The organism is Nocardia sp. NPDC058114 (assembly GCF_042884695.1).
Lineage (GTDB): Bacteria > Actinomycetota > Actinomycetes > Mycobacteriales > Mycobacteriaceae > Nocardia.
This window is the reverse complement of record NZ_JBHVTK010000006.1, coordinates 453,821-479,384: the sequence shown is the minus strand read 5'-3', so window position 1 is coordinate 479,384 and position 25,564 is coordinate 453,821. Positions and strand designations below refer to the sequence as shown.

Sequence of the window (25,564 nt, the reverse complement as noted above, 5' to 3'; positions counted from 1 at the left end):
GACCGTTGCGGGTGGTGATCGCCGAGGACAGCGCGATCCTGCGCGACGGGCTGGCCGGGCTGCTCACCGAACGCGGTCACGAGGTGGTGGCGATGGTCGGCGACGCGACGTCGCTGAGCGAGGTCGTCGGCACCCACCGGCCCGATGTCGCGGTGGTGGATGTGCGGATGCCGCCCAGCTTCACCGACGAGGGCCTGCTGGCCGCCATCGAGCTGCGCAGGAAGTATCCGGATACCGGCGTGCTCGTGTTCTCGCAGTGGATCGAAACCCGGTACGCCACAGAGCTTCTCGCCGCCGGCGCCAGCGGCGTCGGCTACCTGCTCAAGGATCGTGTCGCCGACGTCGGTGACTTCGTCGACGCGCTGCACCGGGTCGCCACCGGCGGCACCGCACTCGATCCCGAAGTGGTGAGTCAGCTGATGGGCGCGTCCCGGCAACAGGATTCGCTCGCCCGGCTCACCCCGCGCGAGCGGGAGGTGCTCGAGCTGATGGCGCAGGGGCTCACCAACAACGCCATCGCCACCTCGCTCACCGTCACCGAGCGGGCCGTCGAGAAGCACATCGGCAATATCTTCACCAAACTCGATCTGCCACCGTCGGATACCCGCCATCGCAGGGTGCTGGCGGTGCTGCGGCTCAAAGGATGAGCCGCAGACGACACACCGTCAGACGGTAGGGCCGCTGTTCGGCGCTGTCGCGGCGACACTGCCGGCGATACCCTTGGCGATGGAGCCGGTGATCCGCTCGGTCACCGCGCTCGTCGAGCGCAGCAGCAGTTGCAGCGCGGGCTTGCCCTCCACGGCGAAGGTCCACGTCAGCCGGGTTCCCGTGGCGGTCGGCGTCAGCTCGATGTCCTCGGCGAAGCGGCGTAGGCCGGGGATCGAGGCGAAGTCGACGGTAAAGGTCATGCGCCACTGGTCGTCCCAGCGGTAGAAGCGTTCGGTCAGCGCGGCGATGCGCCCGAGGGTGACGACGCGGCAGGTGCCGACGCCGAACGGGCGCGGCGTGGTCCACCGCATACCGGTGACCAGCCCGGACCACGACACCAGCGCGTCATCGGCGACCAGGGCCGCCCACACCGCCGAGGGCGGCGCGGCAATGTCGATGACGTGGACGTAGCGGTTCGCCGCGCTCGCGAGGAACGCGTCGTCGGATTCGGTCAATGCGAAAGCCTGAGCCATGACTGTCCTTGTTCTTCCTGTTGTCGATCGACTGTCGATAATCCGTCCCAGCACAGGGCGGCCGCGGTGTCGACCGCGTCGCTTTTGGAGATCGGCCGCCCTGCCTCGAGCCAGTGGCCGGCCGTGAGGCGGCTGATACCCACCAGCGCCCAGGCGTGGATCTCGGCCCTGGCCTCGTCCACCCCGCCCGCGCGCAGTTCCACGCTCACCAGGGCGGCGCAGTCGCGCATCGCGGTGCGCACCCGCCACTCGACCGACGGCTCGCTGGGCACCGGCGATTCGAACACCAGCACATACCCGCCGACGTCGTGTTCGACGAAATCGAAGTAGGACATCACCGCCCGGCGCACCCGCTGCCGTGGGTCGGTGTCGCGGGCGACGGCGGCCCGGACGCCGTCGACCATCCGATCCAGATTGTGCTGCAGCACAGCGAGATACAGGTCGAGTTTGCCCGCGAAGTGGTCGTAGAGCACCGGTTTGCTGATCCCGGACCGCGCGCTGATCTCCTCCATCCGGGCGCCGTGATAGCCGTGCGCGACGAACACGTCTTGCGCGGCGACCAACACCGCCTGTCTGCGGCGGGCCCGCGCGGCGGGCCCCCGCAGACCGAGCGGTGACGTGTCGGTTCGCACCTAGCTGTCTGCCTCGGTCACCGGTCGGCCTCCGCGGACCGGTCCCGGATGTCGGTGACGATGGCGGAGAAGTCGCGCCCGGCGTCGGTCTGGTTGAACCGCGCGTAGATCGCGGCGGCGAGTTCGCCGAGCCGGCCGTCGACCCCGTTGGCCTGCAACGCGTTCGCGGCCAGGGTGAGGTCTTTCGACATCAGCGCGGTAGCGAAGCCGGGCTGGTAGTCGTTGTTGGCCGGGCTGGTGGGGACCGGGCCGGGCACCGGGCAGTAGCTGGTCAGTGCCCAGCTCTGGCCGGATGCGGTGGAGACCACGTCGAAGAACGACTGATGGCTCAGGCCGAGCCGCTCACCGAGAACCAGTGCCTCTGACAGGCCGATCATGGAGATCCCGAGCAGCATGTTGTTGCAGATCTTGGCGGCCTGACCGACGCCGGAATCACCGCAGTGCACCACCTTGCCGCCCATTACCTCCAGCACATCGCCGGCGTCGGCGAAGTCGGCGGCCGTGCCGCCGACCATGAAGGTGAGGGTGCCCGCGGTGGCACCGGCCACCCCACCGGAGACCGGTGCGTCCAGCGGCCGATGTCCGGCCGTCACAGCCTGGGCCGCAGCGGCTTTCGCGTCGGCCACGTCGATGGTGGAACAGTCGAGGAACAGGGTGCCCGGCGTGGCGGCGGGCAGCAGCTCGGCGTAGACGTCGAGGACGAGTTTGCCGTTGGGCAGCATGGTGATCACCACGTCACGGTCGACGGCGGCCTCGACGGCGGTGGCCACCACCGTCGCGCCGTCGGCGCGCGCCTGCTCCTGCGCGGCGGGCACCGGGTCGTAGGCGAGCACGTCGTAGCCCGCCCGCACCAGATTCGCCGCCATCGGGCCGCCCATGTGGCCGAGCCCGAGGAAACCGATCGTCTTCGTCATCGCTGTGCCTCCGCTGTCGTCGAACCCAGTTCCGCCGCACCGAGACCGGCGAAGTACGCCGCCACCTGCTCGTCGGTCACCTCGGCGAGGGTCGCGGGCCGCCACTGGGGATTGCGGTCCTTGTCGATCACCTGGGCGCGGATGCCCTCGACCAGGTCGTGCGAGCCCAGTGAGGCGATCGAGACCCGATATTCCTGGTCCAGCACCGCCTCGAGGCTCGGCAGGTCCTGCGCGGCACGCAAGGCCCGCAGCGTGACCTTCAGCGCAACTGGGGATTTCGCGAGGAGAGCAGCGGCTGCCTCGACGGCCTCGGGCGCTTCGTCGGCCTGGAGCCGCGCCGCGATCTCCTCGACGGTGTCCGCGCTGTAGCAAGCGTCGATCCAGCGCTGCTGTGCGAGCAGGTCCGAGGCCGGCGCGGACTCGGCGAACTTCGCGATCGCCGCGTCGACACCGACGGTGCCCAGCGCGTCGAGCAGCTCGGGTAGTGCGTCGGAGGGCACGTAGTAGTCGGCGAATCCGGCCGCGATCGCGTCGCCCGCGGACATCCGCGCGGTGGTCAGCGCCACGTGCGTGCCGAGCTCACCCGGTGCCCGCGAGAGCAGGTAGGTGCCACCGACATCGGGGACGAATCCGATGCCGACCTCGGGCATCCCGATCTTGGACCGTTCGGTGACGATGCGGTGGCTGCCGTGTCCGGCCAGGCCGACCCCGCCGCCCATCACGATGCCGTCCATGAGCACCACATACGGCTTGGGATAGCTGCCGATCAGCGCGTTGAGGTGGTACTCGTCGCGCCAGAACCGCCCGGTGGGCGAATCGGCGCCCGCCGTACCGCCTTTCGCGTCGGCGTGGATGGCCACGATGTCGCCGCCCGCGCAGAGCCCGCGCTCCCCCGCGCCGGTGACCACGACGGCGCGCACCGCGTCGTCGTGAGCCCAGGAGCGCAGTGCGTCGGTGATGGCCAGTGTCATCGCGTGATTGAGCGCGTTGATGGCCTTGGGCCGGTTCAGGGTGATCACGCCGAGACCGTCACGGACGGCGATCAGCACCTCGGGTTCGTCGGTCATGCTGCTCCGATCAGCGAGCGGGCGACAACCACCCGCATGATTTCGTTGGTGCCCTCGAGGATCTGGTGCACCCGCAGGTCGCGCACGATCTTCTCCAGGCCGTATTCGTGCAGGTAGCCGTAGCCACCGTGCAATTGCAGTGCCTTGTTGGCCACGTCGAACCCGGTATCGGTGGCGAATCGCTTCGCCATCGCGCACAGCGATACCTTGTCCGCCGCGTCCGCGTCGAGCGCGGCGGCGGCCCGCCACAGCAGCGTCCGCGCCGCCTCCAGTTCGGTGGCCATGTCGGCCAGCTCGAACTGTAGTGCCTCGTTGCGCACCAAGGGTTTTCCGAAGGCGTGGCGTTCGGTGAGGTAGCGGACCGTCTTGTCGAGCGCGGCCTGCGCGCCGCCGATCGAGCAGGCGGCGATATTGAGCCTGCCACCGTTGAGGCCGTTCATCGCGATCGAGAAGCCGTCGCCCTCCTCACCGAGCCGGTTGGCGACCGGCACCCTGGCACCGTCGAGGATCACCTGCCGGGTCGGCTGCGCGTTCCAGCCCATCTTCCGTTCGTTCGGTCCCACCGTCAGACCCGGTGTGTCGGCCGGGACGATCAGCGCCGAGATGCCGCGCGGGCCGTCCCCGCCGGTTCGCACCATCATCACGTACACGTCGTTGGCGCCGGCGCCGGAGATGAATTGCTTGGCGCCGGACAGGATGTAGTCCTCGCCGTCGCGAACGGCCTTGGTACTCAAGGCCGCCGCGTCGGATCCGACGCCCGGTTCGGTGAGCGCGTAACTGCCGAGCAGCTCCAGCGCGGCCATTCCCGGCACCCACCGGTGGCGCTGCTGCTCGGTGCCGTAGGCATCGATCATCCAGGTCGCCATGTTGTGGATGGAGATGTACGCCGCGACCGAGGGGCACCCGGTCGAGAGCTGTTCGAAGATCCGCACCGCGTCGAGCCTGCGCAGTTCGGAGCCGCCGACATCGGCGCGCACCGAGATGCCGCCGAGGCCGAGCGGGCCCGCCTTGTGCAGCACGTCGACCGGGAAGTGTTTGCGCTCATCCCAATCCAGCGCGTTGGGCGCCAGGAACTCGTCGGCGAACTGGCGCGCGGTCTCGCCGATCGCGCGCTCGTCCGCATCGAGGGTGAACATCGCCGCCTCAGTCCATCGTCGGGATGACGAAAGCGTTGGACTCCTTGAGCCCGGCAGGCCAACGCTGGGTCACCGTCTTGGTCTTGGTGTAGAACCGGATCGAATCCGGGCCGTGCTGGTTGAGATCGCCGAAGCCCGAGCCCTTCCAGCCACCGAAGGTGAAGTAGGCGATCGGCACCGGAATCGGCACATTGACCCCGACCATGCCGACCTGCACCCGAGCGGAGAAATCGCGCGCGGTGTCACCGTCGCGGGTGAAGATCGCGACACCGTTGCCGTATTCGTGCTCGTCGACCAGCTTCAGCGCTTCTTCGTAGTCGCCCGCGCGGACCACGGTGAGCACCGGGCCGAAGATCTCCTCTTTGTAGATCCGCATATCGGCGGTGACATTGTCGAACAGGCTCGCGCCGACGAAGAAGCCGTTCTCGGCACCCTCGACGCTCAGGCCGCGGCCGTCGACCACCAGGTCGGCGCCCTCGTCGACCCCGATCTGGACGTAGTCGTTGACCCGGTTCACCCCGTCGAGCCCGACCAGCGGCCCGAAATCGGCGCCCGCGTCGTCGGAGCGCCCGACATTGAGCTTGTGCACCCGCTCGGTCAGCTTCGCGACCAACCGATCAGCGGTCTCCGCGCCCACCGGCACAGCCACCGACAGCGCCATGCAGCGCTCCCCCGCGGACCCGTACGCCGCGCCGATCAGCTGATCGGCGACATCGTCGAGGTCGGCGTCGGGCATCACGACCGCGTGGTTCTTGGCCCCGCCGAAACACTGCGCGCGCTTGCCGTTGGCGGTCGCGGTCTCGTAGATGTACTGGGCGATCGGAGTCGAGCCGACGAAACCGACCGCCTTGATCCGCTTGTCGCCCAAGATCGTGTCGACGGCTTCCTTGCCGCCGTTGACCACGTTGAACACCCCCGGCGGCAGACCCGCCTCGAGGAACAGCTCGGCCAGGCGCAGCGGCACCGACGGATCGCGTTCCGACGGCTTGAGCACGAAGGCGTTACCGCAGGCCAGCGCCGGACCTGCCTTCCACAGCGGGATCATCGCCGGGAAGTTGAACGGCGTGATACCGGCGACGACACCCAGCGGCTGACGCATCGAGTACACGTCGATACCGGTGCCCGCGCTGTCGCTGTACTCGCCCTTGAGCAGGTGCGGGATACCGATGGCGAACTCGATGACCTCGAGGCCGCGCTGGATGTCGCCCTTGGCGTCGGCGATGGTCTTGCCGTGCTCGGAGGAGAGCAGCGCGGCCAGGCTGTCCATCTCGTCGTTGACCAGGTTCACGAACTTCATCAGCACCCTGGCCCGCTTCTGCGGGTTGAACGCCGCCCACACCGGCTGAGCCGCGGCCGCGTTGTCGATCACCGCGCTCACCTCGGCGGCATTCGCCAGCGGAACCCTGGCCTGCACCTGCCCGAGATTCGGATCGAAGACGTCGCCGAAGGCGCCGGAAGTGCCGGTGACGTGCTTGCCGCCGATGAAGTGCGTGAGTTCGCGAACCATGCCAGTCCTACTCCGTTGATGTCGGTCGCGCGGTGTGCGCAGTTGGAGGGTTTCCAATAGTTGGATGTCCAAGTAATTGGTACCTTCGCAGTCCGGCCCGGTGTTTGTCAATGCAGGGACCGACACTATTGACATACCGCCAACAAAGTAGTGCAGAACTCGACACCAGCTACGCGGGGGCCGACCGGGTCACCGAGGACCCGACCACACCCTTCCCCCCGATGCGGAGCCCGCGCTTACAACCCGGCTACCAGAATCGGAACCACATACGTGCGGGCGAACGCCGCCAATGCTTGCTCCGAGCCGGTGTCGATGGTGCCCACCGGCTGCAGGATCAGCGAGTGCACCACGCGGCAGACCACTTCGACCCGAGCGCTCAGGTCGGGAATGTCGGGGAATCGGCTGTCCTCGAGCACCTTTCGGAGGATCTCGGTGGACGCCGCGACCGAGAGCAGGAAGAACGACGCCCCGTCGACGGTGAGCTGGGGCAGCAGGCGGTCGGCCTCCAGCGTGAGCAGCCGCTCGACCAATGGGTGCGCCCGCCAGCGCGTGATCACGGTGGTGAACACGTCGACGACGATGTCGTCGAAGGTGTCGTGGCGCGCCGGGATCTCACCCAGATCGGCCAGCAGCCTGCGCACCTCCCGTTCGAAGGCCGCGCTCACCACGTCGTCGCGCGAACCGATCCGCCGGTAGACGGTGGCGCGGTCGACGTCGGCGGCCTTGGCGATGTCCTCGATCGTCGTCTTGCGCACGCCCACCCGCTCGAACTGCACGAGGGCGGCATCGAGAATTCGCTCTTCGACGGAGTCGGCGGTGGGCGAATTTCCCGAGGTCGCGGCGGTGGAGAGCACGCTTCGACGGTATCAGGCGCGGCGGGTCCCGATCACAACCGCAGATCAGATCCGTCTGCAACATTGCGATAGTATTTGTTGCACTGTACGGTTCCGATATGGCTGATAACGGTGCAACGGCGCGCTCCTATCAGGAACAAGCGCACGCAATTCACGCGCGGGATGTGCACTTCGACTTCTCGTCGGTGCCCCTGCACTACATCCCGGGCGAAGTCCTCGCGACACATGTCACCAACGTGATGCATCTCGTCCTCCCCGAGGGCGAACGGGCGATGGCCACCTGCCTGGCCGAAGCCCTGCCCTATATCGAGGACGAGCGGCTGCGGGAGGAGGTCACCGGGTTCATCGGCCAGGAATCGATGCACGCCAGCAGCCACGAGGGCGCGCGGCGGCATCTGCAGTCGATCGGACTCGATGTCGAGTCCTATGTCGCCAAGATCGCCTGGCTGGTCGACCGGATCCTGGGCGACCAGGGACTCACCGGCCGCGCCAAGGAGCAATGGCTCAAAGAACGCCTCGGCCTGTTCGCCGGGATGGAACACTTCACCGCCGTCATCGGCGAATGGCTGCTGGAATCGGACGTGCTCGCCGAGCTCGGGATGGACCCGACCATGCTCGACCTGGTGCGCTGGCACGGCGCCGAGGAGGTCGAGCACCGCAGCGTGGTGTTCGACGCCTACATGCACGTCGACGGCGGCTACGCCCGCCGACTGCGCACCGGGCTGCTCGCCAGCGGCACTCTGCTGCCGCTGTTCGTCGTCTCGACCGCGTACCTGTATCGCCAGGATCCGAGCAAGGACAAGGGCCGCTCCTGGGCCAGGCAATTCGTCAGCGCCACCGTGCGCGGGGTGATTCCGAGCTTCACCACGTTCGTCACCGAGATGCCGCGCTACCTGCGACCGAGTTTCCATCCCTCCCAGCTGGGTTCGATGGACAACGCCCTGCGGTATCTGGCGCACTCGCCGGCGGCTCGCGCGTGAACCCTCCCGCGGGTGTCGCGACACCGAGCCTGCGAGCCCTCGGTGCCGCCGTCGACATCTACAAGAAGGTTTTCACCCAGCCCGCGCTGTCGCCACCACATCCGGTGCGGCACAACGGCTTCGATCTCGACGTGCGGGTGGAAGCGGTGCACGCCGAGGCCGCCGACGTGGTGAGTCTGACCCTGGTGGGCGCCGACGGCGGGGACCTGCCGTCGTGGCGGCCGGGATGCCACATCGATGTCTTCCTTGCCTCGGGCCGCCAGCGCCAGTACTCGCTGTGCGGTGACCCGCGCGACCGCCATCGCTACCGGATCGCGGTGCGCCGCATAGACAACGGCGGCGGCGGATCGCGGGAGATGCACACCCTGCGCGCCGGTGACGTGTTGCGCATCCGCGGTCCGCGCAACGCCTTCACCTTCGTCGAGACCGCGCCGTCGTATCTGTTCATCGCCGCGGGCATCGGGATCACCCCGATCCTGCCTATGGCTCGGGCGGCCGGTTCCCGAGGGCGGCTGGTCTATCTGGGCCGTTCGCGCGAGACCATGCCGTTCCTGGCCGAGCTCCCGGCAGGCGCCGAGGTGCGCCCCGACGACGAATTCGGCACACCCGATCTGCCCGCGCTGCTGGCCACCGCCGCCCCCGGTGCGGCGGTCTACGTGTGCGGTCCTCCCCCGGTGCTCGACGCCGCCCAACGCAGCCTGTTCGCGCTGAATCCCACTGCCTCGCTACACACCGAACTGTTCTCGGCGCGGCCGGTGACCGACGGCAAAGCCTTCGACATCACCCTCGCGCGCAGCGGGCGGACCGTGCGCGTCGAGAGCACCGAAACCGCGCTCGACGCGATCCGCCGGGTGCGCCCCGACGTCGTCTACTCCTGCCGACAGGGCTTCTGCGGCAGCTGCAAGACCAAGGTCCTCGCGGGCTCGATCGATCACCGCGACCGACTGCTCCCCCCGGGCGAGCGTGCCGACCACCTCCTCACCTGCGTGTCCCGTTCCGCCGGTGGCGCACTCACGCTGGACCTCTGACCGCGAAAGGCACGCCTCCCGTGACCACCACCCTCAGTTTCGACGTCCACAGCCCCGCGACCGGTGCCCTGGTCGGTTCCTATCCCAGCCACGACGAGAGCGCCGTCGAGGCCGCCGTCGAACGGGCCCACGGTGCCGCGACCTGGTGGCGCACCGCGGGTTTCGACGAACGCGCGCGTCGTCTCGATCGCTGGCGCGCCGAGATCACCCGCGGCCGTGACGAACTCGCTCGCATCATGAGCCAGGAGATGGGCAAACCACACTCCGACGCCGCGCTCGAGATCGTGATGGCGCTCGAACACCTGAAATGGGCCGCGCACAACGCGAAAGACGTGCTCGGTCCGCGATCGGTCGCGCCCAGCCTGTTGACCGTCAACCAGGCCTGCCGGCTCGAGTACCGCCCCTTCGGCGTGGTCGGGGTGATCGGCCCCTGGAACTACCCGGTGTTCACCCCGCTCGGCTCGATCTCGTTCGCCCTCGCCGCGGGCAACGCGGTGGTGTTCAAACCCAGCGAGTACACCCCGGGAGTCGGCGTCTGGCTCACCGAGGCGTTCGCCCGCGCCGTCCCCGAACAGCCGGTGCTGCAGGTGATCACCGGCGGCGGTGAGACCGGCGCGGCGCTGTGCCGCAGCCGGGTCGGCAAGATCGGGTTCACCGGTTCCACCGAGACGGGCAAACGCGTGATGGCCGCCTGTGCGCAGCGGCTCACGCCGGTGCTCATGGAATGCGGCGGCAAGGACGCACTCGTCGTCGACGCCGACGCCGACCTCGGCGCCGCCGCCGACGCCGCGCTGTGGGGTGGCATGGCCAATGCCGGGCAGACCTGCCTCGGGGTGGAGCGGGTGTACGTCCACACCGACGTCTACGACACCTTCCTCACCGAACTGCTCGATCGGGCCCGCGGCCTGCGAGCCGGGTCGGGAACAGCGAAGATCGGTCCGATCACCATGCCCAAACAGCTGGCCGTGATCCACCGCCACATCGAGGACGCCCTCGCGCGCGGCGGGCGGGCGTTGCTGGGCGGCCTCGACGCCATCGAGGGCCAGTTCGTGCAGCCGACCATCCTGGTCGACGTGCCGCACGACGCCGCGGCGGTCACCGAGGAGACCTTCGGCCCGACGCTGGTCGTCACCCGGGTCGCGTCCATGGACGAGGCGATCGAGCGGGTCAACGACTCGGAGTACGGGCTCGGCGCCACCGTCTTCGCCCGCCGCGACGGCGACGCCATCGCCGACCGCATCGACGCGGGCGCCACCTCGATCAACGCGTTCGTCGCGCACGCCACCATCCCGGCGCTGCCGCTGGGCGGGGTCGGCGCCTCCGGCTTCGGCCGGGTGCACGGTCCCGACGGTCTGCGCGAGTTCACCTACGCCAAAGCGACTACGCGGCAGCGGTTCCCCTCGCCGCTGGCGCTCACGACATTCACCCGCAGCGCCCGGATCGACACCGTCGTCGATCGCCTGGTCTCGGTGCTGCACGGAAGGATCGGCTGACCCATGCCCGCAGAACACACGCACATCGTCGTGCTCGGCGCCGGATTCGGCGGGATCGGGCTGACGATCAAACTCCGCGAAGCCGGCTTCGACGACATCGTCGTGCTGGAACGCGCCGACGACCTCGGCGGCACCTGGCAGGCCAACACCTACCCCGGCTGTGCCTGCGATGTCCCCTCCCAGCTCTACAGCTATTCCTTCGCGCCCAACCCGGAGTGGTCGCGCACCTACGGCAAGCAGCCCGAGATCCTCGACTATCTGCGCACTGTCGCCGAGTCCAACGACGTGATCCGGCACGTGCGGCTCGGTACCGAACTCCTGGACGCGCGCTGGGACGACGAGCGGTCGCTGTGGCGGATCGAGACCTCGCAAGGCGAGCTCACCGCGGACTACTTCCTCTCCGCCGCAGGAATTTTCGCGGAGGCGAAGTATCCGTCGCTGCCTGGTCTCGACACCTTCGAGGGCACGGCCTTCCATTCCCTGCACTGGGACCACGACCACGATCTGACCGGCAAGCGCGTCGCGGTGATCGGCACGGGCGCCTCCGCGGTCCAGTTCGTACCGGAGATCCAGCCGAAGGTCGCCGCGCTGACGGTGTTCCAGCGGTCGGCGCCGTGGATCGTGCCGCGGATGGACCGCCCGACGATCGGGCTCGAACGTCGCCTGCTGCGCCAGATCCCGTTGGCGCAGAAGGCTGTTCGAGGGACCTGGTACTCGCTCATCGAGGGTTTCGGGCTGGTCGGGTTCGTCGACAACCGATTCCGGCATCCTTTCGAGCTGCTGGGCCGGATCCAGCTGCGCCGCCAGATCCGCGACCCGAAGCTGCGTGCGAAGGTGACGCCGGACTACATGATCGGCTGCAAGCGTGCCATCTTCTCCGACGCCTATCTCCCCGCCCTCGACAAGGACAACGTCGACGTCGTCACCGACGGTATCGCCGAGGTGCGCGCACGCTCCATCGTGACCCGCGCCGGGGTCGAGATCCCGGTGGACACCATCATCTACGGCACCGGTTTCACCTCGACGCCGAGTGTTTTCGATCGCATCGTCGGCCACGACGGGCGCTCGATCGCCGAGCTGTTCCGGCAGCGTCCGCAGACCTATCTCGGTGCCGCGGTGGCCGGGTTCCCGAATTTCTTCTGCACCCTCGGTCCGTTCGGTGCGGCGGGCAACCAGTCGGCGGTGTTCATGATCGAGTCGCAGATCGCCTACATCGTCGACGCGCTGAGCACGCTGCGTGCCCGCGGCGAAACCCGCATCGAGGTGCGGTCGCAGGTCCAGCGCGACTTCGTCGAGGAGATGGGCAGGCGCAGCGCCGAGACCGTGTGGCTCACCGGCGGCTGCGAGAGCTACTACACCACCGCCGAGGGCGGCAACGCCGGGCTGTACCCGAACTGGAGCTTCGAATACCGCCGCCGCACCAGACGATTCGACATCGAGTCCTATGAGGTGTCGGCATGATGGGCCTGTCCGATCTCGCGCCGACCTCCTGGTTCACGCGTTCCTACGACGTGGCGGGCAAGGTCGTCCTGATCACCGGCGCGGGCCAGGGCATCGGCCGTGAGCTGGCCGCGATCCTGTCCCACCGTGGTGCGCGGGTCGTGGTGGTCGATATCGACGCGGTCGCGGCCCGCCGGGCCGCCGACGAGTTGGGGTTGGACGCCCACGGTATCGGCGCCGATGTCGCCGACCGGGCGCAGATGACAGCGGCGGTCGACGAGGTGGTGCGCCGATTCGGCACCCTCGACGTGGTGGTCGCCAACGCGGGCGTGACGCCCGAGCCCGCCACCGTGCGCACGATGGACCCGGCGGACTTCGACCGGGTGATCGGGATCAACCTCACCGGCGTGTTCAACACCGTGCACCCGGCCCTGGACCACATCGTGTCCGCGCGCGGGCACGTCGTGGTGGTGTCGTCGTGCGCGGCGTTCGCACCGGGGATGGGCGGCTCGCCGTACATGGTGAGCAAGGCCGCGGTCGAACAGCTGGGGCGGGCACTGCGCGTGGAACTCGCCGCGAGCGGGGCCAGTGCCGGCGTCGCGTACTTCGGCGTCGTCGACACCGCGATGACCCACGACATGCTCGACACCGACGACCTGGGCAAAGAGCTCGACGCGATGCTGCCGTGGCCGCTCAATGTTCGGATCACCGCCGAGTACGCGGCCAAGACGATCGCCGACGGCATCGCCCGGCGCGCACCGCGAACCATCGCCCCGAGCGGGTGGGAGCCCTACGCGTTGCTGCGCGGTGCGATCAACGTCGTGCTCGATCACCGGCTCGCCGCCGACTCCACGGTGCACGCGCTGATCCGGGCGATCGAGCAACGCCGGTGAGCGCCGAACGCGGGTCGCTGCGGGCGCGCACCGTCCGGCGGGTGTCGGCGCTCACGGTGGGTCAGCTGGCCGCGTTCGCGCCGGTGAACGCCTACACGCTGCCGCCGTCGCGGTTGCTGATCGAACAGGCACTGCGGGCGGGCGCGCCGCCGTTGCGCGCGACGGCGACCGAGCCGGTGGACGAGGACGGGATCCGCGGCGAGTGGGTGCGTGGGCCGCGCGCCGACCGTACCGACGCGGTCGTGCTCTACATCCACGGCGGCGGGTTCGTCGCCGGTTCGGCCCTCGGGTACCGCGGCGTCGCCTCCCGGCTGTCCACCGCGACCAAGCTCGCGGTGTTCACCCTCGACTACCGCCTCGCGCCCGAGCACCCGTTCCCGGCCGCACCCACCGATGTGGCCGCCGCCTTCGAGTGGCTGTCGCGGCGCTGTCCGGCGGACCGGATCGTCGTCGCCGGTGATTCCGCCGGCGGCTTCCTGGCCGCTCATCTGACCATCGAGAACGCCCGCGCCGGGCAGCCCGAACCGGGTGCGCTGGTGTTGTTCTCCCCGATGGCCGACCTGAGTCTGGCCACCGCCATCGGCCACGGGAACCAGCACCGCGACGGTCTGCTGTCCACCCAGATCGCCAGGCAGGCGATCGCCGCGTTCACCGCCGAACCGTTCGACCTGCGGCCTGTCCACGGAATGCGGCTGCCGCCCACCTTGATCCACGCCAGCGACACCGAGTACTTCGGCGCCGACGCGACCGAACTCGCGCGGCGCTGGCAGGCCACCGGGGCGCAGTGCGAACTGCAGGTGTGGCCGGATCAGATGCACGCCTTCCAGACCCTGCCGATCGTCGTCCCCGAGTCGAGGACCGCCTATCGCGCAGCGGCTCGCTTCGTCGCCACCCATCTCGACACCGCCCCCGCGGTCATGACCCAGAAAGCGCCTGCCTCGTGAGCATTTCCCGATTCGACACCCTGCCCGCAGCGTTCCAGCACACCGCCTCGATCGCCCCCACCGCGATCGCCTTGCGCACCCCCGGCGACACCAAGACCCTCACCTGGGCCGAGTACGCGACCCAGGTTCGCGCCGTCGCCGCCGGACTGGCCGGTCTCGGTGTGCGTCGCGGCGACACCGTGGCACTGATGATGAGCAACCGGGTGGAGTTCTATCCCCTGGAAGTCGGTGCGCAGCATCTGGGCGCAACCTCGTTCTCGGTGTACAACACGCTCTCCCCCGAACAGCTCGCCTACGTGCTCGGCAATGCCGGAGCGCGCGTGGTGATCTGCGAGCCGCAGTACGCGAAGCTGATCGCCTCGTCCGGGGTCGACGTCGACCACATCGTGTGCGTCGACGAGGCGCCCGAGGCAACCCTGTCGGTGAAGGATCTGCTCGCGGCGGGCCGTGACGATTTCGACTTCGACGCCGCCTGGCGCGCGGTCCGTGGCGAGGACGTCGCGACGCTCATCTACACCTCGGGCACCACCGGCGCGCCCAAGGGCGTCGAGACCACCCATGCCGCCCTGCTGTTCCAGGTGTACGGCATCGCCGACATCCTCGGCATCGAATTCGGTGACACCATCACCTCGTTCATGCCGACCGCGCACATCGCCGACCGGCTGACCGCGCTCTATGTCCAGGAGGTGCTCGGCACCCAGGTGACCAGTGTCGGCGATCCCAAGCAGATCGCCGCCGCCCTCGCCGACCTGCACCCGACCATCTGGGGCGCGGTGCCGCGGGTGTGGGAAAAGCTCAAGGCCGCCATCGAATTCAAGGTCGCGGCCGAACCCGACGAGACCCGCCGCCAGGGCATGGCGTGGGCGATGTCGGTCGCCGCGGCCCGCGCCGCCCATCAGCTCGCCGATGAACCGGTACCCGCCGAGCTCGCCGCCGAATGGGCGCGGGCCGACGAACTGGTGCTGAGCAAGCTGCGCGCCGCCCTCGGTCTGGACCGGGTGCGGTGGGCCATGTCCGGCGCGGCCCCGATCCCGCCGCAGACGCTGGCCTTCTTCGCCGGTCTCGGCATCCCGATCGCCGAGATCTGGGGCATGTCGGAACTGTCGTGCATCTGCAGCGTCAGCCACCCCCGTGACGCCAAGCTCGGGGCGGTCGGAAAGCTGTTGCCCGGCATGGAATCACGGCTGTCCGACGACGGTGAACTGCACGTGCGTGGGCCGCTGGTGATGAAGGGCTACCGAGGGATGCCCGAGCAGACCGCCGAGGCGATCGACGCCGACGGCTGGTTGCGCACCGGTGACATCGTCAGCATCGACGACCAGGGCTACCTTCGTGTCGTCGACCGCAAGAAGGAGATGATCATCAACGCGGCGGGCAAGAACATGTCCCCCACCAACATCGAGAACGCGATCAAGGCGGCCACGCCGCTGATCGGCGCGATGGCCGTGCTCGGCGACGGCCGGTCCTACAACACCGCGCTGATCGTGCTCGACGCCGAATCCGTCGAGCCCTACGCACGCGAGCACGCGCTCCCCGACGCTTCCGCCGCCGCGCTGGCGGTCGATCCCACGGTGCGGGCCGCGATCGAAGCCGGTGTGGCACAGGGCAACAGCAAGCTCTCGCGGGTGGAGCAGATCAAGCGCTTCCGCATTCTGCCCACGTTCTGGGAGGCGGGCGGTGACGAGGTCACGCTCACCTTGAAGCTCAAGCGCAAGGTCATCGCCGAGAAGTACACCGCGCAGATCGACGAGCTCTACGCGGAGAACCCGCCCGCCGAGGTCGTCAACGCCGGATAGCGGTACCCGACTCGTCCGACCCCGCCTGGCGCGGTCGGACGAGTCGGGTTGTCTGCAAGGCGAAGTAGAACTCGGCGGCCGCGGTGGGATCGGTACAGCTGCGGCCGGTGAGGGCTTCGATTCGCCGCAGCCGTTGGTGCACGGTGTTGCGGTGGAAGTGCAGTCGTTTCGCCGCATCGGCCACCACCCCGCCCGCGGCGAACCACGCCTCGAGCGTCTCCAACAGCGTGTCCCGCTCCATCGCGGGCAGCTCGAGGACCGAGCCGAGAATTCCGGTGGCGAGCTGACGACTCACCTCCGGCAGATGCGCGATCAGCAACGGGATCGGCTGGTCACCGAAGTTGTTGACCTCGATATCGCCGGGCCGGGCGCACCGGCACGCCAGTTTCGCCTCGTGGAGCGCGTCGTGGGCTCGACGCGGATCGTCGAACGGGCGGCTCACCCCGACCCGGCCGGTGGCCAGGCCCCCGAGGACCGCGTCGGCTTCGGCCCGCGTCGTGCCCGATTTCAGGCTGATCAAGCCGATATGGGTGTCGAATTCGACCGTCCAGATCGAGTGCACGCCGATCGAGCGCAGACGTTCCTCGACGCCGCGCAGCGGGGCCGCGACCGGCTCGACGATTTCGGCGCTGACCACCAGGAACGTCCCGGTCTCCGGCAGGTTCAGCAGGCGCAGGGTTTCCCACAGTGGCGCGCCGTCGTCGACGGCGGCCGACAGCAGTGAGCGCAACGCGAGGCTGCGGGTCTGCGCGTCGCGATGGGCGCGTTCGAACGCCACCTCACCGTAGGCTTCCGCGGCCGCGCTCGAGTAGTCGTCGATGATGCTCCACAGCTCGGAGCCCTTGTGCGCCAACGATTCTGTGAGCTCGCCGCCCATCTCGCCGAGCAGCCGGTCCCAGAGCAACCGGCCCGCCAGCCGGTACGCGTGCAGCAGCGCCGCCAGCGGAACCTGTTGCTCGGCCTTGAGCCGTCCGGCGGCGCGCGCGGCGTCCAGCCGCGGCCGGGAGCGACCCCCGAGTTGACCGAGCAGAGTCACCAGGTTGTCGTAGGTGGCCTGGCGCAGGTCCTGGTGGGTCAACCGGGTCGCCTCGGCATAGGCATGGTCGCCGGACAGGATTTGCGCCACCAGCACGTCGGTCAGCTCGTCCGCCCGCAGCAACAGCCTGTCGACAAGCTCCACCGATACGTCGGACGACACCTCGGGAACTGTCGTCATCCTCTTATTGTAGGCGCTGCGAAAAGCGTCTCTACCAGCTGCGTTGTGCACTTGCACACTGAGGTCACGGTAATCCGGAGCGCTGGACCATAGGCTGCCCGCCCGCCGTCGGCCACGATCGAGACAAGTGATCCACCTCACTACATCGCATCGAGAGGCATTGCAATGTACGACTACGTCATCGTCGGCGCGGGTTCGGCAGGCGCCGTGTTGGCTGCCAGACTCTCCGAGGATCCGGCGGTATCGGTCGCCGTCATCGAAGCAGGGTCGGCCGACAGCGCCGACGAGATCCATATCCCGGCCGCGTTCGGCGCCTTGTTCAAGAGCGAGTGGGACTGGGATCTCGACACCGAACCCGAACCGCAGCTGGGCGGTCGGCGCGCGTACCTGCCCCGGGGCCGGATGCTGGGCGGATCGAGCTCGATGAACGCGATGATCTACATCCGGGGCAACCGTGCCGACTACGACGCCTGGGCCGCGGCCGGTGCCGAGGGTTGGTCCTACGACGATGTCCTGCCGTATTTCCAGCGAGCCGAGGACAACGAACGGGGCAAGGATGCCTATCACGGCGCCGGTGGACCACTGCGCGTCTCGGAGAGTCGTTCGCAGCACGCCATTGCCGGAGCCTTCGTCGAAGCGGCCGAGCAGGCCGGGTACGCGCGCAACGAGGACTTCAACGGCGCAACACAATTGGGCGTGGGCCGCTATCAGGTGACTCAGCGCGACGGCATGCGGTGCAGCACAGCCGTCGCCTATCTGCATCCGGCGATGACGCGGCCGAACCTGACCGTCATCACCGATGCGCTCGCCCAGAAGGTGCTGTTCGAGGGCGATCGGGCGGTCGGCGTCGAGATCAGCCGTGGCGGCGAGGTCGAGACGGTTCGTGCCGAACGCGAAGTCATCCTCTCCGGCGGCACCTACGGATCGGCGCATCTGTTGCTGCTGTCGGGCGTCGGTCCCGCCGATGAGCTCGCGCTGTTCCAGATCGAGGTGGTGCGCGACCTTCCGGTCGGCGAGAACCTGCAAGACCACTACATGACGCTGATCAACTACCGCACCGACACCGAATCGCTGATGACCGCGCTGTCGCCGGAGAACCTCGCGTTGTTGCAGGAGCAGGGCCGTGGTCCGCTCACCTCGAACATCGGAGAGGCGGGCGGATTCTTCGAGACGAGGTCCGGCCTGGAAGGTCCGGACGTGCAGTTCCACCTGGCACCGGTGCTGTTCCACGAGGAGGGACTCGGCGCACCCGTCGCGCACGGATTCGCCGTGGGACCCTGTGTGCTCCATCCGACGAGCGTCGGCAAGGTGATGCTCCGTTCGGCGGCGCCGACCACCGCGCCGAGAATCGTGCACAACTACCTCGCCACCGACGAGGACCGGCGCAGCATTGTGGCGGGCCTGCGCATCGCCCTCGACATCGCGGGCCGGGCCGCTCTCGCCGAGCACATCACCGCGGACTTCGTTGCCCCCGAGTCGGATTCGGAGCAAGACCTGCTCGCCTTCGCCCGCCGATACGGCCAGACGCTCTATCACCCGACATCGACGTGTGCCATCGGGTCGGTCGTCGACAGCCGCCTGCGGGTGCTCGGCCTGCAGGGCTTGCGCGTCGTCGACGCGTCGGTGATGCCCACGGTCGTGCGCGGCAATACGAACGCGCCGACCATCATGATCGCCGAGAAGGCCGCCGACCTCATTCGCGAAGATGCCGTCGCCACCACCGGAGGAACGAAATGACCAGCACAGCAACGACAATCGACGCCGCGATCGAGGCATTGACCGAGGGCGCGGCGCGGTGGGCGGCGACTGCGCTCGCCGACCGTCGCCTGCTGCTGCAGCAGGTGCACGACCTGACCGAGCAACACGCGCAGGACTGGGTAGACATCGCCATCGGCATCAAGGGCCTGCCGAAGGATTCACCCCTGGTCGGCGAGGAATGGATCAGCGGCCCCTATCCGGTGATCACCGGCACCGGCGCGTTGATCGAAAGCCTCGCCGCGCTCGACGCCGGTCGTAGCCCGGTCGACGGCTTCGAGGTCACCGCGGCGCCCGGCAACAGGTCGGCCGTGCACGTGCTCCCGCACGGGATCTTCGATCGGCTGCTGCTCAACGGCTTCACCGCCGAGGTGTGGACCAAGCCCGGCGTCGACGCCGCCACCGTCCGGGCACGAGCAGGTTCGGGCGCACGCGCACCACGCACGGCAGGCGGGGTCGGCGTCGTGCTCGGCGCCGGGAACATCTTCTCCATTCCGCCGCTGGACCTGCTGTACCAATTGATCGCGGACAACCGGGTCGTGGCATTGAAGCTCAACCCCGTCACCGATCCGCTGCTTCCGGTGTTCGAGCGCATTTTCGCCCCGCTGATCGATCGCGGGTTCTTGCGAATCCTCACCGGCGGTGCCGATGTCGGCACCGCGCTGGTCAACCATCCCGACGTGACCTCGGTGCACATGACCGGCAGCAGCAACACCCACGACGCCATCGTGTTCGGCCGGGGAGCCGAAGGCGCGCAACGCAAAGCAGCGAACACACCGCTGCTGACGAAACCGATCACCAGCGAACTCGGCGGCGTCTCACCCACCATCGTGATCCCCGGGCAGTGGTCGGAGGCGGATCTGAAGTTCCAGGCCGAACACCTTGCGACGCAGCGACTGCACAACAACGGGTACAACTGTGTCGCGTCCCAGGTCGCCATCGTGAGCGCGGACTGGCCACAGAAGGAGAAATTCCTCGCCGAGCTGCGTGCGGCGTTCGAGCGGGCACCGGGGCGACCGGCGTACTACCCGGGCAGCGAGAGTCGAGTGGCCAACGCGCGCAAGGAATATCCGCAGGCACAGAGCGTCGGCCCGAACAACGACCGCACGCTGGTGCTCGGAATCTCGCCGTCGAAGGACGAACCAGCGCTGCACGAGGAGTACTTCTCCCCCGTTTTCGGTGTCACCGAACTGCCCGGCACCGGGTCGGCGTTCCTGCGTGCCGCGGTCGAGGTCTCGAACGAGCAGTTCATCGGCACCCTGGGCGTGAACATCATCGCCCACCCGAAGACGCTGCGTCAGCTCGGCGCCGCGCTCGATGAAGCGATCGTCGACCTTCGATACGGCACCGTCGCGATCAACGCCTGGACCGGAGTCGGCTATCTGACCGCCCGCGCGAGCTGGGGTGCGTTCCCCGGCCATACCCTCGACGATGTGCAGAGCGGTATCGGCGTGGTCCACAACGCGCTGCTGATCGAAGATCCCGAACGCACTGTCGTCCGTGGGCCGTTCCGACCCGCGCCCAGGTCGATCACGCGCGGTGAATTCACGTTGGCGCCCAAGCCGCCCTGGTTCGTGACCAACAAGACCGCCGCCACCACGGGCCGTCTGCTGGCCTATTTCTCGGCGGCGCCGGGGTGGTCCAAGCTACCGGCGATCTTCGCCTCCGCCCTGCGCGGCTAGCTGTTCGCCGCAGCGACGAAACCCCGTTCCACCGGATCGACCGGCACCGAGATCCGGTGGAACGCTCTCGCGCGGGGGTCAGCGTTGCCGCACGGCGTCGTAAGCCCGCGGCAACGCCTCGCCGGAATTCATCGCCAGCAACGCTTGGTGCAAGTGCGCGCGCTGATCCTGATCCAGACCGTCGAAGAGGTCGTCGTTCAGCGTGCGGACGAGCTCGTCGGCCTGCTCGACGGCGCGCATTCCCTGCTCGGTGATCTCGACGAGAAACCGGCGGCGGTCGCGGTGATCGCGAATCCTGGCGGCCAGGCCCGCCGACTCCAGATGGTCGATCGCGGCGACCATGGTGGTCGAGTCGATGCGCAGCCGGGTTCCCAGTTCGAGCTGAGAGCTGGCCTGGTCGCCTGCCAGCACCTTCAAGATCATGAAGTGTCTGGTCCGCAGGCCCAGGGTGGCGAGCCGATCCTCGCTCACACGGAACATCACCTGCCCGAGCTTGATCAGCAGGCAGCTGGTGTGGTCGGCGACCATGTCCGGGATCAACGGTTCGGTCACTGGTGGGAAACCTCGATTTCTGAGCTGGACAGCAGAGGCGATCGTAGTCGGCGCCACACCCGCGTCGGTCATCGGCAGCCATCATCACCGATAATCGCTACAGATAATAGTTCGTACTACTGATAGTCTGCCCGGCATGGCGTCAGAATTCATCCAGAAGATCGACCTTGCCGACAAGGTCGTCGTCGTCGCGGGCGGCACCAGCGGCATCAATCTCGGTGTGGCCGAGGACTTCGCGCGGGCCGGTGCTCGCGTGGCGGTGCTCAGCCGCTCCGCGGACAAGGTCGACGCGGCCGTCGAACGGCTGCGCGAGCTCGGGGCCGAAGCCTTCGGTGGGAGCGCCGATGTCCGCGACTACAGCGCGACCGAAGCCGTCCTGCGATCGGTGCACGAGCAGTTCGGCGACTTCGACGTCATGATCTCCGGTGCGGCAGGCAACTTCCCCGCCGCCGCCGTCGGCATGTCCGCCAACGGATTCAAGTCGGTCGTCGACATCGACCTGCTCGGCACCTACAACGTCCTGCGCGCGAGTTACCAATTCCTGCGCAAGCCCGGCGCCTCCGTCATCAACATCTCGGCACCGCAGTCGGAGCTGCCGACGATCACCCAGGCGCACGTGTGTGCGGCCAAGGCCGGCGTCGACATGCTCACCAAGGTCCTGGCGATGGAATGGGGCCCGTTCGGCATCCGCGTCAACGGTGTGATCCCGGGCCCGATCGATGGCACCGAGGGCATGGCCAGGCTGGCCCCGACCGAGCAGGACCGGGCCCTGGTCACCGGCAGCGTCCCGCTGCGCCGCTACGGCACCCCCCGCGACGTCGCCAACGTCTGCCGCTTCCTCGCTTCCCCGCTGGCCGACTACGTCTCCGGTGTTGTGCTTCCCGCTGACGGCGGGTGGGTCCTCGGTGGCGCGTCGCAGGCGATGGGTGTCATCGGGCAGCCGCTCCTCGACGCCGCGCACCAGGGTCAGTAGCACCTGGGCGCGTCATGACCTGACCTCGTCCCAGAGGCGCAGGTAGACCTCGGCACCGCGAAAGACGTCGGCCATGATCTCCGGGCCGCCGAGAACACGGACCGCTTCGAGCCAGTCGGCGTAGGTTCCGTAGGTCGCGGTGCCGTCGGTGTTGATGTCGAAGGTGCGCTCGCCCCATCGTTCCCTGTCGAATGTCACCGCGCCGTCGTGGGAGACGAAGGGATATCGGATGGTGCCGGGTCCGAGCGGGCCGCCCTGGCCGGCGATGCCGTTCATATCCGAACCGAAGCCGAAACCGAACTCCGCGCCGGGCCGGGGCAGCACGCGGGCTTCCCGCCAGGCTTGGACGAAGCTCGCGGGCCCACCGGCATAGGGAGTCGCGAAACCGCCTGCCGCATAGACTCGTTCGGTGGTGGTGGGCGAGTCCCAGCCGTGCGAGGACAGCACACCGGGGTAGTCACGCTTTTCGATGATCGTCATGACTTCCTCGGCGGTGGCTTCGCTGAGGTGATCTATCTCGATGAGAAAACCGTGGTCGATCATCGCGTTGATCAGGTACTCGCCGAGGTCGGTCAGCCCGCGCGCATTGCAGTGAGATCCCGCCGCGTACAGCGGCAGTGGTGCGCCGCCGAGCAGCGGGCCGGTGAGATCGGCGATGAACTGGTTGATATGACCGGCGAGCGGCACCGAGAGCTGGGTGCTGTCCTGTTCGGGTCCGGGACAGGGCTGGACGTTCCAGAACGTGCCGGTCTGCATGAAGTTGCCCGCGTTCACCAGCAGGCCGGTGACAGCGTGATCCATTTTCGTGCCACCGAACGCGTTGTCGAACTTGTGTACCGGGAAGAAGCTGCTCACGCCGATGGCGCGAAGTTCGGTGAGCCAGCGGTCGACGTCGGCTCGGCCGCACTCCGGTTGCCCGAGGAACACGCCACACCCCATCGGGTCGGACAACTCCATGCCGAGGACCACGGCGAGCTTGCCGGACGCGGCGACGTGGCGTGCTCGGGCCGGATCGGTGACGATGCGGAAGAAGCCCTGCCCGGGCCCACCGGCCTGGGCGTCGATGTAGTCCTGCAACGCCCGCAGGCTGTCGGCCTGCCTGCGCACCGAAGCCATGTCGTCACAGGGGTTTCGGCGATCGGTCATCATGGCGCACAGTGATTCGTTGTCCACCAGGTCGACGGTCATCACGCGCAGGCCCGCCTTCCACGAGCGCTCGATGCTGGTCCAGTAGGTGCCTTCGGCGGTGAGAACCGACGGTTTCGGCCAGTCGCGGAAGGTAGGCCAGCCTCGGGTGTCGGAGGCGTGGAACGGTTCGCCGTGGTCGAGGAAGTCGGCGATCACACCGTTGGTGCCGGTGCGGTACTGCGCGCAATCGGGCAACGCGTAGCTCACTCCGTAGGGGTGCCACGGGCGGCCGCAGTGAAAGTTGCCGCCCATGAATTCGTAGGCGGTGACGTGCGCGTGCGCGTCGATGGCGCCCACGACCGCGCCGTCGGCGCCGACGCTGGGGCCCGGAGTTCCCTGGGCGCCGGTCTGTGCCTCGGGGAAGTCCGCGCACCCGGTGTCCTGGACGAACGTGGCGGGCGTGCTGGTCGCGGTTTCGGTGTTGCTGAGAACGAATCCGCTCGCACCGGTGCCGTCCACCTTCCATACCGCCGACGGCGTCGGGTTCTTCGCGGGGCTGATCGCCCCCTGTCCGGCTGCCAGGACGTCGCCGTTGCGACCGTAGAGCAGGTATTCGCCGAGCGCTGTCGCCCGCATCCGGTACGGCCCGGCTCCCGGGACCAACGGCCCTGTCGGCGTGTCGATTCGGTAGCAGCCGTCGACCAGCGAATAGCGGGTCTGTCCTGGATCAGCGGTGGCGTGCCCCGGCACCGCGAGACCTGTGGCGATCAGGGTGACGGCGAGTATCGGTAGGTACGTCGAACCTGCTGGTCCCCGACGGGAGATGGTGGAACGCAAGACTTCTCAATTCTGAACTAGAGGTATTTCACCTTTCTCGGTCAAAATACTATGGAACATAGTTTTTTGTGGCGGGTTCTCAGACCACCAGCGCGCTCACCAGTGCCGCACTCACACCGACCACGGCCACCGCCGCCGCAGGCGCGAGCAGCATCATGGCGACCAGCATCGTGATCGCCGTTCGGCGTGCGACCGCACGAGACTCCGGCGCGGCCGCCAGGCACTCGAGACGCATCGACAGCGAGTCATCGATCAACCGCAGCGGCGTGCCCGGGATCGACGGCATGCGGGAGGCGACGGTATGCAGCGCCCCGGACAGCGCCCGCGAATCGGTCGAGGCCGCGGCCGACCGATCGGCAGCGAATTCGACCAAGGTGGCGACGGCTACCGGAGCCGCGGCGAAGAGCGGAATCCACGAAAAGGCTTGGGCGAGAACCTGACAGACGCCGAGAATGTGGTGATGGAACCCGCGCAGATGCGCGTGTTCGTGCGCGAGTACCGCACGCCACTGCGGTTCGGTCAGGCAGCTCCGCAGCCCGTCGGTGACCACCACGTACCCACCGCGCCCGGCGACGCTGTACGCCAGCGGAATCGGATGATCGAGCCGGACCAGTTTCGCCCCAGCCCCATCGACCCGGCCCACCATCTCGACCAACTCCCAGTGCTTGCGGCGCAGCGCGGCCCCGCGCCCCCGGTAGCCGACGACGATCCGTGCCAGCTGTCCGGTCGGTACGATCGTGGCGACCACGGCGATCGGCATGATCAGCCCCGCCGCCCAGGTGACGACCGCCGGTTCGACCGCGGCCAGACTGCGCACCACGGTGCCCGCCAACACATTTCCCGGCGGATCGCCCGGCCACGCCAATGCGATCACGGCCAGCACCCCACAGCCGATCGTCGCGACGAGCGCACCCAGCCACGCCACCAACCCGGCGACCGGGGCGGCGGTGAAATCGACCCGGGACAGGAACGCTGGAGCGAGCACAGCCAGCGCGATACCGGCCGCCAGCAACGCGGTCAGCAGGATCATGGTCCGCGCTCGTCGTCGGAGAGTCCCCGGCGCAGCGCCTCGACCTCGGGCGCACTGGCCGTGCGGACCAGATGCAACAGCACCGCGGGAGCGTCGGGGCTGGCGTCGAGGATCTCGCGCAGCAGATCGGTCGTCGCCTCGGCCCGGGTCCGGCTGGGCCGGTATCGATAGGAACGCCCGACCTTCTCGCGCCGCACCCACTTCTTCTCCCACAGATGCGTCACCACGGTCAGCACGGTGGTGTACGCGGGAACCCGCTGGTCGTTGTCCAACCGATCCACCAGATCATGCACCGACAGCGCCGCCGAACTCTCCCACAGCACAGCCATCACCTGGCTCTCCAGCGCCCCGAGCCCCTTCATCACTCCCCCTCGTCCGCCGCGACAACACCACCGGACCGGATGCCGCCCGCCCAATTTACTATCCGACATAGTTTTTCGGACGACATGCTGTGAGATGTCCTCGGTCCGCCGAGGCGGCGATCACCGAGCTACGGCGCCGGCACCACAGTCGGCTAGGTTCGTGC

23 protein-coding genes are annotated in these 25,564 nt (G+C 68.4%); 11 read left to right on the top strand and 12 right to left on the bottom strand.

Features of this window, described 5'->3' with window-relative positions:
- The first annotated feature begins 5 nt into the window (after nucleotides 1-5).
- Nucleotides 6-647, top strand: coding sequence for a LuxR C-terminal-related transcriptional regulator (locus ACFVVI_RS24050; RefSeq protein WP_387447028.1), 642 nt, complete (start codon nucleotides 6-8; stop codon nucleotides 645-647).
- Nucleotides 648-665: 18 nt separating this feature from the next.
- Here the strand turns inward: ACFVVI_RS24050 and ACFVVI_RS24045 are convergent, their stop codons facing one another.
- From ACFVVI_RS24045 to ACFVVI_RS24015, 7 genes are all read right to left on the bottom strand, one after another.
- The gene (locus ACFVVI_RS24045) at nucleotides 666-1,181 is read right to left on the bottom strand and encodes an SRPBCC family protein (protein ID WP_387446946.1); all 516 of its coding nucleotides are present in this window, start codon (nucleotides 1,179-1,181) and stop codon (nucleotides 666-668) included.
- Nucleotides 1,160-1,813 carry a TetR/AcrR family transcriptional regulator gene (locus ACFVVI_RS24040; protein WP_387446945.1) on the bottom strand — a complete coding sequence of 218 codons (654 nt, stop codon included), beginning with the start codon at nucleotides 1,811-1,813 and terminating at the stop codon, nucleotides 1,160-1,162. The genes ACFVVI_RS24045 and ACFVVI_RS24040 overlap by 22 nt, the downstream gene beginning before the upstream one ends.
- Nucleotides 1,814-1,830: 17 nt before the next feature.
- Complete coding sequence (mmsB, locus tag ACFVVI_RS24035) at nucleotides 1,831-2,727, bottom strand: 3-hydroxyisobutyrate dehydrogenase (protein WP_378989739.1); 897 nt, start codon at nucleotides 2,725-2,727, stop codon at nucleotides 1,831-1,833.
- Nucleotides 2,724-3,794, bottom strand: a complete 1,071-nt coding sequence (locus tag ACFVVI_RS24030; protein WP_387446943.1) for an enoyl-CoA hydratase/isomerase family protein — start codon at nucleotides 3,792-3,794, stop codon at nucleotides 2,724-2,726. Before ACFVVI_RS24030 ends, mmsB begins: the two co-directional genes overlap by 4 nt.
- Complete coding sequence (locus tag ACFVVI_RS24025; protein WP_379314287.1) at nucleotides 3,791-4,930, bottom strand: acyl-CoA dehydrogenase family protein; 1,140 nt, start codon at nucleotides 4,928-4,930, stop codon at nucleotides 3,791-3,793. Before ACFVVI_RS24025 ends, ACFVVI_RS24030 begins: the two co-directional genes overlap by 4 nt.
- A gap of 7 nt (nucleotides 4,931-4,937) precedes the next feature.
- The gene (locus ACFVVI_RS24020) at nucleotides 4,938-6,437 is read right to left on the bottom strand and encodes a CoA-acylating methylmalonate-semialdehyde dehydrogenase (RefSeq protein ID WP_378989736.1); all 1,500 of its coding nucleotides are present in this window, start codon (nucleotides 6,435-6,437) and stop codon (nucleotides 4,938-4,940) included.
- 236 nt (nucleotides 6,438-6,673) lie between these two features.
- Complete coding sequence (locus ACFVVI_RS24015; RefSeq protein ID WP_378989735.1) at nucleotides 6,674-7,291, bottom strand: TetR/AcrR family transcriptional regulator; 618 nt, start codon at nucleotides 7,289-7,291, stop codon at nucleotides 6,674-6,676.
- A gap of 98 nt (nucleotides 7,292-7,389) precedes the next feature.
- Between ACFVVI_RS24015 and ACFVVI_RS24010 the strand changes: the two genes are divergently transcribed.
- From ACFVVI_RS24010 to fadD11, 7 genes are read left to right on the top strand one after another with little or no spacing between them, the layout of a single operon-like run.
- Nucleotides 7,390-8,271, top strand: coding sequence for a metal-dependent hydrolase (locus ACFVVI_RS24010; RefSeq protein WP_387446941.1), 882 nt, complete (start codon nucleotides 7,390-7,392; stop codon nucleotides 8,269-8,271).
- Nucleotides 8,268-9,299, top strand: a complete 1,032-nt coding sequence (locus tag ACFVVI_RS24005; protein ID WP_387446940.1) for a PDR/VanB family oxidoreductase — start codon at nucleotides 8,268-8,270, stop codon at nucleotides 9,297-9,299. The genes ACFVVI_RS24010 and ACFVVI_RS24005 overlap by 4 nt, the downstream gene beginning before the upstream one ends.
- Nucleotides 9,296-10,792 (top strand): aldehyde dehydrogenase family protein, encoded by a 1,497-nt coding sequence (locus ACFVVI_RS24000; RefSeq protein ID WP_387447027.1) that lies wholly within the window; start codon nucleotides 9,296-9,298, stop codon nucleotides 10,790-10,792. Before ACFVVI_RS24005 ends, ACFVVI_RS24000 begins: the two co-directional genes overlap by 4 nt.
- A gap of 3 nt (nucleotides 10,793-10,795) precedes the next feature.
- Complete coding sequence (locus ACFVVI_RS23995; protein WP_387446939.1) at nucleotides 10,796-12,253, top strand: flavin-containing monooxygenase; 1,458 nt, start codon at nucleotides 10,796-10,798, stop codon at nucleotides 12,251-12,253.
- Nucleotides 12,253-13,125, top strand: coding sequence for a short-chain dehydrogenase/reductase (locus ACFVVI_RS23990; protein WP_387447025.1), 873 nt, complete (start codon nucleotides 12,253-12,255; stop codon nucleotides 13,123-13,125). Before ACFVVI_RS23995 ends, ACFVVI_RS23990 begins: the two co-directional genes overlap by 1 nt.
- Nucleotides 13,122-14,069, top strand: coding sequence for an alpha/beta hydrolase (locus tag ACFVVI_RS23985; RefSeq protein WP_387446938.1), 948 nt, complete (start codon nucleotides 13,122-13,124; stop codon nucleotides 14,067-14,069). The genes ACFVVI_RS23990 and ACFVVI_RS23985 overlap by 4 nt, the downstream gene beginning before the upstream one ends.
- Nucleotides 14,066-15,865, top strand: coding sequence for a fatty acid--CoA ligase FadD11 (fadD11, locus tag ACFVVI_RS23980; protein ID WP_387446937.1), 1,800 nt, complete (start codon nucleotides 14,066-14,068; stop codon nucleotides 15,863-15,865). The genes ACFVVI_RS23985 and fadD11 overlap by 4 nt, the downstream gene beginning before the upstream one ends.
- Here the strand turns inward: fadD11 and ACFVVI_RS23975 are convergent.
- A complete protein-coding gene (locus tag ACFVVI_RS23975; protein ID WP_387446936.1) occupies nucleotides 15,852-17,081 on the bottom strand; it encodes a PucR family transcriptional regulator in 1,230 nt (409 codons plus the stop codon). The two genes, fadD11 and ACFVVI_RS23975, sit on opposite strands and share 14 nt — an antisense overlap.
- 165 nt (nucleotides 17,082-17,246) lie before the next feature.
- Between ACFVVI_RS23975 and ACFVVI_RS23970 the strand changes: the two genes are divergently transcribed.
- A complete protein-coding gene (locus tag ACFVVI_RS23970; protein ID WP_378989726.1) occupies nucleotides 17,247-18,818 on the top strand; it encodes a GMC family oxidoreductase in 1,572 nt (523 codons plus the stop codon).
- A complete protein-coding gene (locus ACFVVI_RS23965; protein ID WP_387446935.1) occupies nucleotides 18,815-20,518 on the top strand; it encodes an aldehyde dehydrogenase family protein in 1,704 nt (567 codons plus the stop codon). Before ACFVVI_RS23970 ends, ACFVVI_RS23965 begins: the two co-directional genes overlap by 4 nt.
- 78 nt (nucleotides 20,519-20,596) lie before the next feature.
- On the opposite strand, the gene ACFVVI_RS23960 is transcribed toward ACFVVI_RS23965, so the two are convergent.
- On the bottom strand, nucleotides 20,597-21,070 hold the full coding sequence (locus ACFVVI_RS23960; RefSeq protein WP_387446934.1) for a MarR family winged helix-turn-helix transcriptional regulator: 474 nt from the start codon (nucleotides 21,068-21,070) through the stop codon (nucleotides 20,597-20,599).
- A 136-nt stretch (nucleotides 21,071-21,206) separates the two neighbouring features.
- On the opposite strand from ACFVVI_RS23960, the gene ACFVVI_RS23955 reads away from it, so the two are divergent.
- Nucleotides 21,207-22,043 (top strand): SDR family oxidoreductase, encoded by an 837-nt coding sequence (locus ACFVVI_RS23955; protein WP_378989724.1) that lies wholly within the window; start codon nucleotides 21,207-21,209, stop codon nucleotides 22,041-22,043.
- A gap of 12 nt (nucleotides 22,044-22,055) precedes the next feature.
- On the opposite strand, the gene ACFVVI_RS23950 is transcribed toward ACFVVI_RS23955, so the two are convergent.
- The 3 genes from ACFVVI_RS23950 to ACFVVI_RS23940 all read right to left on the bottom strand — a co-directional run bounded on the left by ACFVVI_RS23950 (nucleotide 22,056) and on the right by ACFVVI_RS23940 (nucleotide 25,400).
- Entirely contained in the window at nucleotides 22,056-24,008 is a 1,953-nt protein-coding gene (locus ACFVVI_RS23950) for a peptidase (RefSeq protein ID WP_387446933.1), read from the bottom strand.
- A 79-nt stretch (nucleotides 24,009-24,087) separates the two neighbouring features.
- A complete protein-coding gene (locus ACFVVI_RS23945) occupies nucleotides 24,088-25,038 on the bottom strand; it encodes a M56 family metallopeptidase (RefSeq protein WP_387446931.1) in 951 nt (316 codons plus the stop codon).
- Nucleotides 25,035-25,400: a BlaI/MecI/CopY family transcriptional regulator gene (locus tag ACFVVI_RS23940; protein ID WP_378989721.1), complete on the bottom strand. Its 366-nt coding sequence runs from the start codon at nucleotides 25,398-25,400 to the stop codon at nucleotides 25,035-25,037. Before ACFVVI_RS23940 ends, ACFVVI_RS23945 begins: the two co-directional genes overlap by 4 nt.
- Between the last annotated feature and the right edge of the window lie 164 nt (nucleotides 25,401-25,564).

Excerpts from the sequence above, each read along its gene's own strand:
- ACFVVI_RS24045 (WP_387446946.1), bottom strand. The coding sequence starts at position 1,181 with ATGGCTCAGGCTTTCGCATTGACCGAATCCGACGACGCGTTCCTCGCG.
- mmsB (WP_378989739.1), bottom strand. The coding sequence starts at position 2,727 with ATGACGAAGACGATCGGTTTCCTCGGGCTCGGCCACATGGGCGGCCCG.
- ACFVVI_RS24030 (WP_387446943.1), bottom strand. The coding sequence starts at position 3,794 with ATGACCGACGAACCCGAGGTGCTGATCGCCGTCCGTGACGGTCTCGGC.
- ACFVVI_RS24025 (WP_379314287.1), bottom strand. The coding sequence starts at position 4,930 with ATGTTCACCCTCGATGCGGACGAGCGCGCGATCGGCGAGACCGCGCGC.
- ACFVVI_RS24020 (WP_378989736.1), bottom strand. The coding sequence starts at position 6,437 with ATGGTTCGCGAACTCACGCACTTCATCGGCGGCAAGCACGTCACCGGC.
- ACFVVI_RS24010 (WP_387446941.1), top strand. The coding sequence starts at position 7,390 with ATGGCTGATAACGGTGCAACGGCGCGCTCCTATCAGGAACAAGCGCAC.
- ACFVVI_RS23995 (WP_387446939.1), top strand. The coding sequence starts at position 10,796 with ATGCCCGCAGAACACACGCACATCGTCGTGCTCGGCGCCGGATTCGGC.
- ACFVVI_RS23990 (WP_387447025.1), top strand. The coding sequence starts at position 12,253 with ATGGGCCTGTCCGATCTCGCGCCGACCTCCTGGTTCACGCGTTCCTAC.
- ACFVVI_RS23975 (WP_387446936.1), bottom strand. The coding sequence starts at position 17,081 with ATGACGACAGTTCCCGAGGTGTCGTCCGACGTATCGGTGGAGCTTGTC.
- ACFVVI_RS23970 (WP_378989726.1), top strand. The coding sequence starts at position 17,247 with ATGTACGACTACGTCATCGTCGGCGCGGGTTCGGCAGGCGCCGTGTTG.
- ACFVVI_RS23965 (WP_387446935.1), top strand. The coding sequence starts at position 18,815 with ATGACCAGCACAGCAACGACAATCGACGCCGCGATCGAGGCATTGACC.
- ACFVVI_RS23955 (WP_378989724.1), top strand. The coding sequence starts at position 21,207 with ATGGCGTCAGAATTCATCCAGAAGATCGACCTTGCCGACAAGGTCGTC.
- ACFVVI_RS23945 (WP_387446931.1), bottom strand. The coding sequence starts at position 25,038 with ATGATCCTGCTGACCGCGTTGCTGGCGGCCGGTATCGCGCTGGCTGTG.
- ACFVVI_RS23940 (WP_378989721.1), bottom strand. The coding sequence starts at position 25,400 with ATGAAGGGGCTCGGGGCGCTGGAGAGCCAGGTGATGGCTGTGCTGTGG.